The sequence below is a fragment of the Xenorhabdus khoisanae genome (genome assembly GCF_001037465.1).
GTDB lineage: Bacteria > Pseudomonadota > Gammaproteobacteria > Enterobacterales > Enterobacteriaceae > Xenorhabdus > Xenorhabdus khoisanae.
The window spans coordinates 1-18,571 of record NZ_LFCV01000082.1 but is presented as its reverse complement, the minus strand read 5'-3'; the positions used below and the strand labels follow the sequence as shown (position 1 = coordinate 18,571).

General features: G+C 48.7%; 2 protein-coding genes. Both read left to right on the top strand.

Annotated elements, in window-relative coordinates:
- Nucleotides 1-297 precede the first annotated feature (297 nt).
- The gene (locus AB204_RS12735) at nt 298-8,064 is read left to right on the top strand and encodes a non-ribosomal peptide synthetase (RefSeq protein WP_047963750.1); all 7,767 of its coding nucleotides are present in this window, start codon (nt 298-300) and stop codon (nt 8,062-8,064) included.
- 2 nt (nt 8,065-8,066) lie between these two features.
- Nucleotides 8,067-18,571 (top strand): non-ribosomal peptide synthetase (locus tag AB204_RS12730; RefSeq protein ID WP_053067905.1); only part of this gene is annotated, 10,505 nt, incomplete at its 3' end.

Below are 18,571 nucleotides of genomic sequence, written 5' to 3'. Positions count from 1 at the left end.
ATTACAACCACTATTACACTATAAAGAGTGATGTCCATGAGTAATAATAAAATCAAAATAATCATTTCTACATAAAAAATATATTCTGGTATTTTTGTAAAAAAAATAACTATTAAACAATAACTATCTTTCATGAGGATGAGTGTTGAAAGATTGCAAGATTATTTGTAAGGACATCATGAGAGAGTATGCTACGTTCTAACGTGAAAGTTAAGGCCAGGCAAACCATCACCCCCATTCATTTTGTACTATCAACTATGACTAACTTGTAAGCGGAATACACTCATATAATTAATTATGAGAAAATTTGAGGATCATTTGAGTCCAGATTTACATCACCTCCACCCTGCTCAGGAGAATGTGTTTTACGAACAAATTCTTTATGAGAATAGCTCAATACATACTCTGGGTTGGTATACATTAATAGAGGAAAATGTTGATATTAGCCTCTTGCAAAAAGCATGGGAATTGCTACATCAGCATATTGATACTTTACGTTTATGTATATTAATCAATTCCGACAATGAAGCAGTCCAATACATTCAGGAACAAAACATTCCGACGTTAATCAACGAATACGATGTTTCAAGACTGCCTGATCCTGAAAATAGCGCGCTTCTGTGGATGAAGCAACAAACCAATACCTCTATAGATTACTTAAATGAAATACCCTATCAGATAACATTGATCCGGCTGACCAATGAAAAGAATTACTTTTTCACTATATTCCACCATATTTTCATTGACGGCGTTGGATTATATCGATTTCACGAATATATTTATAAATTGTATACATGCCTTAAGAATGGAACATCCACAACGTGGTTATCTGAAATTCCGCAATATCTCACGGCAGTGAAAAAAGCAAGAGAATATTTAAATAAATCTAATTATGAATATGACAAAAAATATTGGATGGATTTTTTAAAGAAAAATGAAATACACCAATTAACGCCTTATTATCAAAAAACAGGCACTGATCATCAAACACGAACATTCCCTCTCTCAGTTAAAAATGACTTACACTCTTTTTGTCATAAGAATAACACAAGCATACCTGCCGTTTTTTATAGCCTTATCTCTATTGTCATGGCTAAGTTGACAGGGCAACAAGAGCTGGTTTTCAATACAACAACACACGGAAGAACAACAAGATCTGAAAAATATGTTGTCGGAATGCAGGCAAATATGTATCCGATACATTGCCATATTTCACAAGAACTCCTTATCGTTGAACAAATTAAACAGGTCGAATCAGTATTTAAAAGCTGTTATCACCACGGGAAATTCCCTAGTTCACATTTCACCCGTCTTGCGAAGCAGCATGGGTTTTCTTTACCCAATATCTCTATTTTATATGACCGTTTTTCAGCATCTGCTACTGAAATTAACCAAACTCAGCATTTTCATGTAGATACTGAATTTAATACTGATCCCATCGTATTTCGACTGAAAGATCATGGCTATGATCAGGAATTAAAAATAACCATCCAATACTTACAAGCTTATTTTAGTGATTCAGATATTAATAATATCCTTGAACGGTTAAATAACTTGCTAACAACTATTCTTGATAACCCTGCTGTTTTAGTCAGTGAGTTACCTATCTTGTTAGAGCAGGAACGCCACACCCTATTACACAGCTGGAATCAAACAGAGACTCCTTATTCACAGGATAAAACTCTGCCACAGTTGTTTGAAGCGCAAGCGGCAGCAAATCCGGATAATATCGCGCTGGTGTTTGAAGGCGAAACCCTGACCTATCGCCAGCTTAATCAACGAGCAAACCAACTGGCGCTGGTGATCCGTGAACGTTACCAACAACAGCATAGTAAACCTATGCCAATGGATACCTTGATCGCGCTCTATCTGGATCGCAGCCCGGAAATGATCATCAGTATGTTGGCAGTACTCAAAGCGGGTGGGGCTTATGTACCGGTATCTCCGGATTACCCTCCGGAGAGAGTTCAGTTCATTCTGGATGATACTCAATCACCCTGTGTTGTAACTCAGCAAAAATTTCTGCCGACATTGCAGACTTATACACAAGCACACGTGACTCCACTAGCCCTGATTGCCGCAGATGATTTGAGCACGACTGAAAACTATTCAACAGAAAATCTGGCGTTAGCCGGTCAAGCAACAAATTTAGCTTATGTTATCTATACCTCGGGCACGACCGGGAAACCCAAAGGCGTCTTGCAGACCCACCATAACGTCAACCGCTTATTCACCAGCAGCCAAAAAGATTACCAGTTCGATCAGCACGATGTCTGGGTGCTTTTCCATGCTTATACGTTTGATTTCAGTGTATGGGAATTATGGGGTGCCCTACTCTATGGCGGCCGTTTAATTATCCCGACAGTCGAATGCACCAAAGATTTCCGCCAATTCAGCTGCCTCTGCGACGAGCAGAATGTGACGGTATTGAATCAAACGCCGGGGGCGTTTTATGCTTTTATCGACGAAGCAGTAAACAACGGGGCGGAATTTCCTCACCTTCGCTATGTGATCTTTGGCGGCGATAAATTAAATCCGGTTCAGTTAAAACCCTGGTGGGATCGTTATGGCGATCAAAAACCGGCGCTCATCAATATGTATGGGATCACCGAAACCACCGTACATGTGACCTACAAAAAGTTAACGCAAGGCGATACCACCGCAATATCCCGCATTGGACGACCACTGAGTGACATGTGTGCCTATGTGCTGGATCCTGCCGGACAACTGGTTCCGATTGGAGCCCCCGGTGAACTTTATATTGGTGGCGCAGGGCTGGCACGGGGTTATTTAAACCGGCCGGAATTAACCGCCGAACGTTTTATCGAAAACCCGTTTGCCACAGATAAGAACAAAGAACAAGGCTACACGCGTTTGTATAAAACCGGGGATTTAGCCCGCTGGCTACCCGATGGCGAACTGGAATATCTGGGACGCAATGATTTTCAGGTCAAAATTCGTGGTTACCGCATAGAGCTGGGCGAAATTGAAAGTGCGCTGGCGGCGCATCCGCAGGTTAAACAGGCCGTTGTCATCGATCGTGAATATCAGGGCAATACCGCACTGGTCGCCTATCTGGTCATTGAGGGTGAGCTTTCCGACGAAGGATTAATCAGCCATTTATCTTCTCGCCTGCCGGACTATATGTTGCCTGCCAGCTTTACCCGGATTGAAGCCATTCCGCTGACGTTGAACGGTAAAGTAGATCGTCAGGCCTTACCAGAACCGAATTGGGGAAATAAAGATAATTATGTTGCGCCCCGCAATGCACTAGAAACCCAACTTTGCGCCATTTGGCAGGATGTGCTAGAGCTGGAACGGGTGGGGATTGAAGATAACTTCTTCCGTATCGGCGGCAATTCCCTGACTGCCATTAAGCTGATTGCCGCTATTCGCCGCACCCTATCTACCGATATTTCACTGGCACAACTGTTTGAACTGAAAACCATTGCCGGTTTGACCACACAGATGGAAAAACTGACCCGTACAATTATCCCGCATCTGGTGCTGGACCGATATCCTTTATCGTTTGCACAGGAGAGGATGCTATTTATCGAGCAGTTTGAGCAGGGCTCAGATGTTTACCATATTCCGTATCTGGTTCAGTTGGATAACGCTGCTGTTCTGCCTTTATTGGAAACCGCCATTAACCGACTGGCTAAACGCCATGCTGTGCTAAGAACCGTGTACCGCAGTGATAATCAAGACCAGAGATATCAGCAGGTACTGGACAAACATTTGGTTATCTTGTCTCAATCCTATGACGACAGGGATACGCTGCTAGCCAGCATGCGCACCGAGATAGCCACTCCCTTTGATTTAACCACCGAACCGAGCCTGCGTCTGAGGCATTATCAGATGACAGACAGCCATTACTTACTATTGTTATGGCACCATATCGCCATGGATGGCTGGTCCATCGATATCTTTATGGCAGAACTGGCGGAGATTTACCACGCGCTTAAAGCGGGTCGTGACAGCCCACTGCCAGAATTAGAGATTACCTACGGGGATTACGCCGTCTGGCAACGGGAGTATTTGCAAGGTAACGTCCGCGAACAACAACTGGCTTACTGGCAACAAGCGCTGGCTGGCTATGAACCTCTGGCTCTGCCCACCGATTACCCCAGACCGGCACAGGTCAATTATCAGGGGCGGGATGTCAACTTTGAGCTGGGTACCCGACTGTCTGAACAGCTACGAACATTGGCAAAAACGCAGGAAACCACCCTTTATACCGTGCTGCTCAGTGCTTTTTACGTTACGCTGGCAAAATTCACCGGGCAGGATGATATCGTTATCGGCACCCCGACCGATAACCGCCACCATGCGCAAACGCTGCCCCTGTTAGGCATGTTCGTTAATTTACTGGCCTTAAGGGCACAGCTACAACATACCGACAGCGTAACTGCGCTGATTAAGAAAACCCATCAACAGGTTACCGGTGCCAAAGCCCATCAGGACATGCCATTTGAACAGCTCCTTGATGCGCTGAACATTGAACGGGATACCGCCCGTCATCCGATATTTCAAGTGATGTTCAGTGTGCAGGCTTTCGGTGAAAATAACGATGGTGAAAATCCGTCAGATTACCGTCTGCCCTTTAATCCGGACACACTGGATGAAACGTTATACAGCCCGGCCAAGTTTGACCTGAGCCTGTTTTTGTCCGACGGAAAAACGGAAATTACCGGCTGCCTGAACTACGCCCTCAGTCTGTTTAACGAAACCAGCATCACACGTATCGCGGATATTTACCAACGGGTATTGAGCGCGTTTGTCGCAGATAAGCAACAGACGTTATCCGGCATTGATATTTTATCGGCGCAGGAACGTCATACCTTATTGCACCGCTGGAATCAGACTGATGCCCCTTATCCGCAGGATAAAACCCTGCAACAGTTGTTTGAAACGCAAGCGGCACGAACACCGGATAATATCGCGTTGGTGTTTGAAGGAGAAACCCTGACTTACCGCCAGCTTAACGAACGGGCAAACCAACTGGCGTTTATGATCCGCGAATGTTATCAACAACAGCATCATGTGCCTATGCCTGCGGATACACCGATAGCACTCTATCTTGACCGCAGTCTGGAAATGATTATCAGTATACTAGCGGTATTGAAAGCCGGAGGCGCTTATGTGCCAATTTCACCGGAATATCCCAAAGAGCGGGTTCAGTTTATTCTGACAGACACCGCAACGCCTTGTGTCCTGACTCAACAGTGCTACTTAATCTCACTCCAGCAACTGACTGAGTCAGCACTCCTTATCGCAGCAGATAACCAGGCAGACATGGCCAGTCAGCCAGTGGAGAATCCCGAATCCATCAATAAGCCGATGGATTTAGCCTATATCATCTATACCTCTGGCACCACCGGTCAGCCTAAAGGGGTCATGATTGAACATGCTGGAGTGAATAACCTAAGCCAGTTTATTGCCCGCACGCATTTGCTGAAGCCCAACACTCCAACACTGTTTTTCGCCAATTATGTTTTTGATGCCTCAGTGTTTGAAATCTTCCCGGCGCTGATAACCGGCGCCTCCCTGTTTATTGTGCCAACAGCAATGACACATAATAGTGAACAACTGCTGACCTTTATCAATACCCATGAAATCACCAAAGCATTTATTCCTACCGCCTTGATGAATGTGTTCTCGGCTGAATTACTTCAAACCTCCCTGCAAATTATCCATACCGGTGGAGAAACGTTAAATGCGTTAACAATGTGTGACGGCATCACCGTGTTTAATCAGTACGGTCCGACAGAAATTACAGTGTGTGCTACACAGCACCAAGTGCAGAACGGCGATAAATCTATCGGTAAAGGTATTGATAATACTCGGTTATATGTCCTCGACCGTGACCGTCACCCAGTCCCTATCGGTGCGCTGGGTGAGTTGTATATCGGTGGTGCTGGCATGGCACGGGGTTATTTGAACCAACCTGAACTAACCGCCGAGCGTTTTGTGGCAAACCCCTTTGCAACCCCAGAAGACATCGCTAAAGGTTATACCCGCCTGTATAAAACCGGCGATTTAGTGCGCTGGTTACCCAACGGTGAACTGGAATATCTGGGACGCAATGATTTTCAGGTTAAAATTCGCGGTTATCGTATTGAACTGAGTGAAATTGAAAGTGCACTGGCTACTCATCCACAGGTCAAACAGGCTGTCGTCATCGATCGTAAATATAACGGGCAGAAAGTACTGGCAGCCTATCTGGTTACTGGGGGCACGTTATCTGATGAAATGCTGCTTGCACACTTATCTGACCGCCTGCCGGACTATATGCTGCCTGCCAGTTTTACTTTTATGGAGTCGATACCCCTAACCCTAAACGGCAAAATGGATCGCAGATCCTTACCGGAACCGGTTTTCGGTGACAAAGAAAATTATATTGCGCCCCGTAATGCCTTGGAAACCCAGCTTTGCGCTATTTGGCAGGCGGTTTTAGGGCTGGAACAGGTAAGCATCAACGATAATTTCTTCCGCATTGGTGGAGACTCCATTATCAGCATCCAGTTGGCATCCAAACTGCGTCAGGCCGGTTTTTCACTTCAGGTGAAAACGATTTTTGAGGCCCCGACGGTGGCACAATTAGCGCCATTACTGATGCAAACAGCGTCCACGACCGAAATCGTTGCCGAACAAGGGGTATTAAACGGGGAGTTTGCTTTACTGCCGGTGCAACAAGCCTTTTTTAGTTGGCAGGTAGTTCATCCACATCACTGGAATCAGGCCCTTATGGTTCAGATCCCCGGCAATATTCAATTTGACCAACTTGAACGGGCGCTGAACAGATTAACTGAACGGCACGATATATTACGCGCTCGCTTTGTTGCAACGGAACAGGGATATCGGCAGTGTTATTCTGCGGATATTCTGTCTTCACAATCGCGGTTAAAACACCGTGATATCCGTCAGTGCAATCAGGAAGCACTCCACCAACAACTTACCCAATGGCAAAGTGGGTTCGATTACCACAACGGGCCACTCTGGCAGGCCGCTCATCTGACCGGTTACCCCGATGGCAGTGCCCGGTTATTCTTTGCCTTCCATCATCTGATTATTGATGCCGTGTCCTGGCGGATTATTGCGGAGGATATGCGTTTGCTATTGCAGGGTAAGGCCTTACCTGCGAAAACCAGCAGTTATCGCCAATGGGTTACCGCTGTTCATCAGTATGCCCAACAACACCAAAATGAAGTGACCTACTGGCAACAGGTGCTGGCCGGTAATGACAGCAAGCCTGTGCTGGCCGGTAATGACAGCAAGCCTGTGCTGGACAGCCTCACACACCATCAGCTGGGAATTTCGGCGGAAATGACCGATATCCTGCTGCATGAAGCTAACGCAGGTTATCACACGGAAATTAATGACTTATTGCTGAGTGCGCTGAGCGTGGCCTTACAGGCGACATTCGACCAATCTGTCAACCGTATTATTCTGGAAGGGCATGGACGGGAATCTATTGATAACACAATCGATGTCTCAGAAACCGTCGGCTGGTTCACGACGCTTTATCCGGTGCGTCTGGAAAATCAGGCGGATATGGTCAATACCCTTATTCATACCAAAGAGATGCTGCGCGCCGTGCCGAACAAAGGGATTGGTTACGGTGCATTACAGCAAGCGGGTTATCTGACCGGTGACTTGCCGGCGATCAGTTTCAACTATCTGGGGCAGTTAGGCAGTGCCAGTCATCAGGATTGGTCAATCACTGACGATGACAGCGGAACGATGATAGCCAGCGAAAACGACAGTCATTTGCTGCTGGGCATTAACGGTGCCGTTCAGGGCGGAAAATTACTGTTTTATGTCGATTCCCGCCTGCCACAAGCTAAGACCGCCCTGTTTATCCGGGCATTTGAGCAGGCACTCAATGACGTCATCATTACAGCGCAAAAACAATCACAAACGGGAGAAATAATGACTCCCAGTGATTACGGTATCAATGATGTTTCGCTGGAGCAATTCAACCAGATAACACACTATTTTGAACATACCAATAATGTCAGTTCACTCCGCAATTCTGAAAATAAAACTACTTTGGATTTATAGAAATGTTGACGCTATTTAAAGAACTTAACAAAAATCAGGCAACAGTATGGGTTTATGAGAATAAGTTGAAACTGACATTCACAGGGGAGACTCTCCCTGATCAACTTATTGATAAAGTTAAACAGAAAAGAGAAAACATTCTCGATTTTTTAAATGAAAAAAGTATTTTCTCGGAAGAAGACTTTAGGCGTTTTATTTTCAGTGAAAATCCTGCTGGTGTGGATGATCCTTCTACTTCATCCAAAAACAAAAAAATTGAGGCTATTTTTCCTGCCACCAGCTTGCAACAGGGGTTTGTCTATCATTATCTGGCTCAGCCACAGGATGATGCTTATCGCGTACAACTGCTATTGGATTACCATGCCTCTATTAATGTTGACGCTTATCAACAAGCCTGGACACTGGCTTCACGTCGTTTCCCGATCCTCAGAACCGCCTTTAACTGGGAAGGTAAAATATTACAAATCGTCACAGCCGGTGCCAGTATTGATTCGGCAAACTTCAGGCACGAAGATATTACCCAGTTATCAGAAGAAGAAAGAAACAGGGCGATTGATACGTTTCAACAACATGACCGCACTCTGCCATTTAACTTACGTCAGCCCGGATTAGCACGCTTTACCCTGATTAAACAACATCAGCAGCTGGTTACCGTGCTTATCACAATGCATCACAGCATTATTGATGGCTGGAGCTACCCGGTTTTATTGCAAACCGTCCATGACTATTACAACGCACTCGCGCAGGGACGCACGCCTGAAATCGTTGTGGATAACGCTTATCTGGCGACCCAGCAATATTACCGGGATCATCAGACCGATACTGACGTTTATTGGTCTGAACGCAAAGCGCACTGGCAGGGTGCGAATGACTTATCGGCGCTGTTAAGCCATCGGATTAACTTAACCCAGATAAAAACGGTTGAAAAACCGGCAGAACAGCAACTCATTATGCAGGACAACGCTTATGAGCAGCTTAAAAACACCTGCCGGACACAAGGGGTGACGCTGAATGTGGCACTGCAATTTGCCTGGCATAAACTTTTGCACATTTACACCGGTGATGAACAGACGATTGTCGGTACTACCGTCTCTGGCCGTGATATTCCCATAACGGGCATTGAGTCCAGTGTCGGTTTATATATCAACACCCTGCCGCTGATGGTGCAATGGAGGCAAACAGACAGCGTAGCCACTGTTTTACAAAACATCCAAAAAGATATTGCCGACCTCAACAGTCACAGTGCCGTTTCTCTCGCCAGTCTGCAATCTGATGGAGAACGATTATTCCAGAGTCTGCTGGTGTTTGAAAACTATCCAGCTCCGGTGGCAGGCGAGAACCAGACCGGCATCGAGCAATCACAGGTATTCCGCCGCGCAGTGGAAAAAGTGGATTATCCGTTGTCACTGATGGCATATGAACAAGATAACCGTTTAATCATCAAATTAAGTTATGGGAAAGACTGGCTGGAAGACGAACAGGCACAGCGTTTGCTGGGTCAGCTTGAACATATTCTGCATGCGGTGACATGTCACTCGGATCAATCTCATACCACTATCACCTGTCTCAGTGAAGCAGAGCGCCATACCCTGTTGCACAGCTGGAACCAGACTGCTGCCCCTTATCCACAGGATAAAACCCTGCCACAGTTGTTTGAACTACAGGCGTCTCAACGCCCGGATGCGACGGCGGTCATTTTTGAAAACCAAAGCATCAGCTATGGTGAACTCAATCGGCGCGCTAATCAGCTGGCTCATCATCTGATTGCACTGGGCGTCAGGCCGGATGATCGGGTGGCGATATGCCTTGAACGCAGTCTGGATATGGTGACAGGGATACTGGCTATTCTTAAGGCTGGCGGGGCGTATCTGCCACTTGATCCGGCTTATCCCGCGGAACGATTGCGTTATATGCTGGAAGATGCGGCACCGGTGGCGTTACTGACGCAAACCACACAGGCTGATAAATTGACGACGTCAGTCCCCACGGTGTGGCTTGATAACCCAGCACTGGGCTTTGACACTCAGCCGGACACCAATCCGGATACACAGGCACTGGGGCTGACTGCGCGCCATTTGGCTTACGTGATTTACACCTCCGGCTCCACCGGACAACCCAAAGGCGTGATGGTTGAACACCGTAATGTCCTGCGCCTGATCATCAACAATGGCTTTGCGGATATCGGCCCGGCTGACTGCATTGCCCATTGTGCCAATCCCGCATTCGATGCCGCCACCTGGGAAATCTGGGCGGGGTTAATTCATGGTGCCCGTGTTCTGTTAATTCCGGAAAAAACGCTGTTACACCCCGATCTGTTTAGCCAGTGCCTGTCATCAGAAAATGTCAGCGCTCTGTTCCTGACCACGGCGTTATTTAATCAATATGCAGATTTAATCGCGCCCACATTATCAGGATTACGTTATGTCTTGTTCGGCGGTGAACTGAGTGATAACCGGGCCGCCATTCGTCTCCGAGCCGCGTATGCCCCTACACACTTGCTACATGTTTATGGGCCAACAGAAACCACCACGTTCGCAACCGCTTACGATATCCCCGTGACTGACAGTGAAGAAGGAAAACTCCCTATCGGGCGGCCAATTAGTAATACTCAGATCTATATTCTGGACAAACAAGGCCAGCCTGTCCCCCAGGGAGCGGCGGGGGAAATTTATATTGGCGGTGACGGCGTGGCGCGGGGTTATCTTAATCAGCCTGATTTAACAGCCGAACGTTTCCTGACCAACCCGTTCTCCTCCGAGCCAGGCGCCAGAATGTACAAAACCGGCGATTTAGCCCGCTGGTTGCCGGATGGCAATATTGAATGTCTTGGACGCAATGATTTTCAGGTTAAAATCCGCGGTTTCCGTATTGAACTGGGGGAAATTGAAACTGCCCTGACAGCACATCCTCAGGTCAAACAGGCTGTCGTCATTGATCGTGAGCATCACGGGAAGAAAGTACTGGTAGCCTATCTGGTCACCGAGGGCGCTGTATCCGATGACATGCTGCTTACCCATTTATCTGAGCACCTGCCGGACTATATGCTACCCGATAGTTTTACTTTTATGGAAGCAATTCCACTGACACTGAATGGCAAAGTGGATCGCCGGGCTTTACCAGAACCGGTTTTTGGTAACAGAGAAAATTATGTTGCGCCCCGCAATACACTGGAAACCCAGCTTTGCGCCATCTGGCAGGATGTATTAGCGCTGGAGCGGGTGGGGATTGAAGATAATTTCTTCCGTATCGGCGGCAATTCCCTGACTGCCATTAAGCTGATCGCCGCCATTCGTCGTACCTTATCTACGGATATTTCACTGGCACAACTGTTTGAACTGAAGACCATCGCTGGGTTAGCCACTCAGATGGATGAACAAATTCGTACGGTTATCCCTCACTTAACCCAATCACGCTATCCTTTATCGTTTGCGCAGGAGCGAATGCTGTTTATCGAGCAGTATGAGCAGGGGTCCAATGTTTACCATATCCCGTATCTGGTTCAGTTGGATCAGGATGCTTCGTTGCCTTTACTGGACACCGCCATTAACCGGCTGGCTGAACGCCATGCGGTGCTGAGAACCGTGTATCGCAGTGATGAACACGACCAGAGCTATCAGCAGGTATTGGATGAGAATTTGGTGATTCAGTCTCAATCCTGTGACGACCGGGATAGGCTGCTCGCAAGCGTACGTACCGAGATAGCCACCCCCTTTGATTTAACCGCTGAGCCAAGCCTGCGCCTGCGGCATTATCAGGTCGCGAACAGCCATTACTTATTACTGTTATGGCACCATATCGCCATGGATGGCTGGTCCGTCGACATCTTTATGGCAGAACTGGCGGAGAGCTACCACGCGCTTCAGGCAGGCCGTGACAGCCCGCTTCCTGAGTTAGAGATTACCTACGGGGATTACGCCGTCTGGCAACGGGATTATTTGCAGGGGGACGTCCGCGAACAACAGCTAGCTTACTGGCAACAAGCGCTGGCGGGCTATGAATCGCTGGCGCTGCCCGCCGATCACCCCAGACCGGCACAGGTCAATTATCAGGGACGGGATGTCAACTTTGAGCTGGATATCCAACTGTCTGACCAGCTACGGATACTGGCAAAAACACAGGAAACCACCCTGTATACCGTGCTGCTCAGTGCTTTTTATGTCACGCTGGCGAAATTATCCGGGCAGGCCGATATCGTTATCGGTACCCCGACCGATAACCGCCATCATACACAAACGCAGCCCCTGTTAGGGATGTTCGTTAACTCACTGGCCTTAAGGGCACAGCTGCAACACACTGACAGCGTTACCGCGCTGATTAAGCAAACCCATCAACTTGTTACCGGCGCCAAAGCCCATCAGGATATGCCGTTTGAACAGCTGCTGGATGCGCTGAACATTGAACGGGATACCGCCCGTCATCCGATATTTCAGGTGATGTTCAGCGTACAGACTTTCGGTGAAAATTCATCAGCCGGCAATCTGCCATTCAGCCCGGTCACACTGGATGAAACGTTATACAGCCCGGCCAAGTTTGACCTGAGCCTGTTTTTGTCCGATGGCAAAACAGCCATCACCGGTTGCCTGAACTACGCCCTGAGCCTGTTTCACGAAACCCGCATCACACGTATCACGGATATTTACCAACGGGTGTTGAGCGCGTTTGTGGCAGACCAACAACAGCCGTTGTCCGGCATTGATATTTTATCTGCGCAGGAACGCCGCACCTTATTACACAGCTGGAACCAGACTGCTGCCCCTTATCCACAGGATAAAACCCTGCCACAGCTGTTTGAAGCGCGGGCGGCTCAACGCCCGGATGCGATCGCGGTCATTTTTGAAAACCAACGCATCCGCTATGGTGAACTCAACCGGCGCGCCAACCAGCTGGCGCATCATCTGATTGCACTGGGCGTCAGGCCGGATGATCGGGTGGCGATATGCCTTGAACGCAGTCTGGATATGGTGGTAGGGATACTGGCTATTCTTAAGGCTGGCGGGGCGTATCTGCCCCTTGACCCGGCTTATCCTGCGGAACGATTGCACTATATGCTGGAAGATGCGGCACCGGTGGCGTTACTGACGCAAACCACACAAGCGGATAAACTGACAACGTCAGTGCCCACGGTGTGGCTTGATAATTCAGCACTGGGCTTTGACACTCAGCCGGACACCAATCCGGATACACAGGCACTGGGGCTGACTGCGCGCCATTTGGCTTACGTGATTTACACCTCCGGCTCCACCGGACAACCCAAAGGCGTGATGGTTGAACACCGTAATGTCCTGCGCCTGATCATCAACAATGGCTTTGCGGATATCGGCCCGGCTGACTGCGTTGCCCATTGTGCCAATCCCGCATTCGATGCCGCCACCTGGGAAATCTGGTCGGCCCTGCTTAATGGCGGTTGTCTGCATATTGTCCCTCAGGCGGTATTACTCGAACCCACCGGTTTCCGTGAGGCTCTGTTCAAAGGAAAAGTGACCGCATTATGGTTAACCGTCGGTTTGTTTAATGAATATCTTGATACGTTGCAACCCGTGTTCGGGCAGCTACGCTACCTGCTGGTCGGGGGGGATGTTCTCAATCCGCAGAAGATAAAACAGGTGCTGTCGGCAGACCATCCACCAGCTCACCTGCTTAACGGCTATGGCCCAACCGAATCCACCACTTTTGCAACGACCTATGCGATCACAGCTCCTGTTGATGTCACGCAGTCTATCCCGATAGGCCGTCCTATCGCCAATACCCGCATTTACCTGCTTGACGCCGATCAACAGCCGGTACCGATGGGGGCTTCCGGCGAAATTTATATCAGCGGTGATGGCGTAGCCCGTGGTTACCTCAACCAACCCGAACTGACGACAGCACGTTTCCTCCCCGATCCGTTTGTCTCAACTCTTGATGCAAAAATGTATAAAACGGGGGATCTGGGGCGTTGGTTGCCGGACGGTAATATCGAATATCTGGGACGCAATGATTTTCAGGTTAAAATCCGCGGCTTCCGGATTGAACTGGGGGAAATTGAAACTGCCCTTGTGATGCATCCTCAGGTTAAACAAGCTGTCGTCATTGATCGTGTTCATCACGGGCATAAGGTGTTGGCGGCCTATCTGGTCATTGAGGGTATCTTAGCCGATGAAGCACTCGTCACGCATTTATCTTCTCGCCTGCCGGACTATATGCTGCCCGCCAGCTTTACCTTTCTCGACGCGATCCCGCTGACGCTGAACGGTAAAGTGGATCGTCGTGCCCTGCCTGACCCCATCCAGATAACCACTGACCATTATGCCGCTCCCCGTAATGCGTTGGAAAACCAGCTCTGTACTCTCTGGCAAAACATTTTAGGTGTGGATCAGGTCGGTATTCATGATAATTTCTTCCGCATTGGTGGCGACTCCATTATCAGCATCCAGTTGGCATCCAGACTGCGTCAGGCCGGTTTTTCACTTCAGGTGAAAACCATTTTTGAGGCCCCGACGGTGGCACAATTAGCGCCCTTACTGATGCAGACCCCGTCCACGACCGACATCGTTGCCGAACAAGGGGTATTAAACGGGGAGTTTGCTTTACTGCCGGTGCAACAAGCCTTTTTTAGTTGGCAGTTCGCGCATCCACATCACTGGAATCAGGCCTTTATGGTTCAGATCCCCGGCAATATTCAATTTGACCAACTTGAACGGGCGCTGAACAGATTAACTGAACGGCACGATATATTACGCGCTCGCTTTGTTGCAACGGAACAGGGATATCGGCAGTGTTATTCTGCGGATATTTCATCTTCACAATCGCGGTTAAAACACCGTGATATCCGTCAGTGCAATCAGGAAGAACTCCACCAACAACTTACCCAGTGGCAAAGCGGGTTCGATTACCACAACGGGCCATTGTGGCAGGCCGCTCACCTGACCGGCTACGCTGACGGCAGTGCCCGGTTATTCTTTGCCTTCCATCATCTGATTATTGATGCCGTGTCCTGGCGGATTATTGCGGAGCATATGCGTTTGCTATTGCAGGGTATGGCCTTACCCGCGAAAACCAGCAGTTATCGCCAATGGGTTACCGCTGTTCACCAGTATGCCCAACAACACCAACATGAAGTAGCTTACTGGCAACAGGTGCTGGCCGGTAATGACAGCAAACCTGTGCTGGACAGCCTCACACACCATCAGCTGGAAATTTCGGCGGAAATGACCGATATCCTGCTGCATGAAGCCAATACCGGTTATCACACGGAAATTAATGATTTGTTGTTGAGTGCGCTGAGCGTGGCCTTACAGGCGACATTCGACCAATCTGTCAACCGTATTATTCTGGAAGGGCATGGACGGGAATCTATTGATAACACAATCGATGTCTCAGAAACCGTCGGCTGGTTCACGACGCTTTATCCGGTGCGTCTGGAAAATCAGGCGGATATGGTCAATACCCTTATTCATACCAAAGAGATGCTGCGCGCCGTGCCGAACAAAGGGATTGGTTACGGTGCATTACAGCAAGCGGGTTATCTGACCGATGATTTGCCGGCGATCAGTTTCAACTATCTGGGGCAGTTGGGCAGTGCCAGTCGTCAGGAATGGTCAATCGCTGACGATGATTGCGGAAATGCAATAGCCAGCGAAAACGACAGTCATTTGCTGCTGGGAGTTAATGGTGCCGTTCAGGCCGGAAAATTACTGTTTTATGTCGATTCCCGCCTGCCACAAGCTAAGACCGCCCTGTTTATCCGGGCATTTGAGCAGGCACTCAATGACGTCATCACCACAGCGCAAAAACAGGCGCAGACGGGGGGAATAAAGACCGCCAGTGACTACGGTATCAATGGGCTTTCTGTCAAACTCCTGCGCCAGCTTCAACAGCAATATCAGGTTGAAGCGCTGTATCCTGCATCCAGCTTACAGCAAGGATTTGTGTATCATTATCTGGCTCAGCCACAGGATGATGCCTATCGTGTACAACTGCTGTTGGATTATCACGCCCCTGTTGATGTTGCTGCCTATCAACACGCCTGGGCACTGACTTCACTGCGTTTCCCGATCCTCAGAACCGCCTTTAACTGGGCTGAAGACGTCTTACAAATCATAACGGAGGGAGCCAGTATTTGCCCGGCAAACTTTGATATGAAAGATATCAGTCAGTTGCCAGAAGAAACGAGGAACGAGGCTATTGATGCTATTCAGCAATATGACCGCACTTTGCCGTTTGATTTAAACCAACCTGGATTAGCACGCTTTACCCTGATTAAACAACATCAACAGCTACTTACCGTGCTTATCACGTTGCACCACAGTATTATTGATGGCTGGAGTTACCCGATTTTATTGCAAACCGTCCATGACTATTACAACGCACTCGCACAGGGATGCACGCCTGACATCGTCGTGGATAATGCTTATCTGGCGACCCAGCAATATTACCGGGATCATCAAGCTGAAGCTGACATTTATTGGTCTGAACGCAAAGCACAATGGCAGGGTGCGAATGATTTATCGGCGCTGTTAAGCCATCGGGTTGACTTAACCCAGATAAAAACGGTTGAAAAACCGGCAGAACAGCAACTCATTGTGCAGGACAACGCTTATGAGCAGCTTAAAAACACCTGCCGGACACAAGGGGTGACGCTGAATGTAGCACTGCAATTTGCCTGGCATAAACTTTTACACATTTACACCGGTGATGAGCAGACGATTGTCGGTACTACCGTCTCCGGCCGTGATATTCCCGTTGAAGGGATCGAGTCCAGTGTCGGTCTGTATATCAATACCCTGCCGCTGACAGTGAAGTGGAAACAAACCGACAGCGTAGCCACTGTTTTACAAAACATCCAAAAAGGTATTGCCGACCTCAACAGTCACAGTGCCGTTTCTCTCGCCAGTCTGCAATCTGATGGAGAACGATTATTCCAGAGTCTGCTGGTGTTTGAAAACTATCCAGCTCCGGTGGCAGGTGAGAACCAGACCGGCATCGAACAGACACTGGCATTTCGCCACGCAATAGAAAAAGTAGATTATCCGTTGTCACTGATCGCGTATGAACAAGATAACCGTTTAGTCATCAAATTTAATTATGGGAAAGACTGGTTGGAGGATGAACAGGCACAGCGCTTGCTGGGACAGCTTGAACATATTCTGCATGCGGTGACATGTCACTCGGATCAATCTCATACCACTATCACCGCTCTCAGTGAAACAGAGCGCCATACCCTGTTGCACAGCTGGAACCAGACTACTGCCCCTTATCCGCAGGATAAAACCCTGCCACAGCTGTTTGAAATGCAGGCGGCTCAACGCCCGGATGCAACGGCGGTCATTTTTGAAAACCAACGCATCCGCTATGGTGAACTCAACCGGCGCGCCAACCAGCTGGCACATCATCTGATTGCACTGGGCGTCAGACCGGATGACAGGGTTGCGATTTGCCTTGAACGCAGTCTGGATATGGTGACAGGGATACTGGCTATTCTTAAGGCTGGCGGGGCGTATCTGCCCCTTGACCCGGCTTATCCTGCGGAACGATTGCACTATATGCTGGAAGATGCGGCACCGGTGGCGTTACTGACGCAAACCACACAAGCGGATAAACTGACAACGTCAGTGCCCACGGTGTGGCTTGATAATTCAGCACTGGGCTTTGACACTCAGCCGGACACCAATCCGGATACACAGGCACTGGGGCTGACTGCGCGCCATCTGGCTTACGTGATTTACACCTCCGGCTCCACCGGACACCCCAAAGGCGTGATGGTTGAACACCGTAATGTCCTGCGCCTGATCATCAACAATGGCTTTGCCGATATCGGCCCGGCTGACTGCATTGCCCATTGTGCCAATCCCGCATTCGATGCCGCCACTTGGGAAATCTGGGCGGGGTTAATTCATGGTGCCCGTGTTCTGTTAATTCCGGAAAAAACGCTGTTACACCCCGACCGGTTTAGCCAGTGCCTGTCATCAGAAGGCGTCAGCGCTCTGTTCCTGACCACCGCGTTATTTAATCAATATGCAGATTTAATCGCGCCCACATTATCAGGATTACGTTATGTCTTGTTCGGCGGTGAACTGAGTGATAACCGGGCCGCCATTCGTCTCCGAGCCGCGTATGCCCCTACACACTTGCTACATGTTTATGGGCCAACAGAAACGACCACGTTCGCAACCGCTTACGATATCCCCGTGACTGACAGTGAAGAAGGAAAACTCCCTATCGGGCGGCCAATTAGTAATACTCAAATCTATATTCTGGACAAACAAGGCCAGCCTGTACCCCAGGGAGCGGCGGGGGAAATTTATATTGGCGGTGACGGCGTGGCGCGGGGTTATCTTAATCAGCCTGATTTAACAGCCGAACGTTTCCTGACCAACCCGTTCTCCTCCGAGCCAGGCGCCAGAATGTACAAAACCGGCGATTTAGGCCGCTGGTTGCCGGATGGCAATATTGAATGTCTTGGACGCAATGATTTTCAGGTTAAAATCCGCGGCTTCCGGATTGAACTGGGGGAAATTGAAACTGCCCT

Coding starts and splice junctions, on each gene's coding strand:
- AB204_RS12735 (WP_047963750.1), top strand. CDS start 298: ATGAGAAAATTTGAGGATCATTTGAGTCCAGATTTACATCACCTCCAC.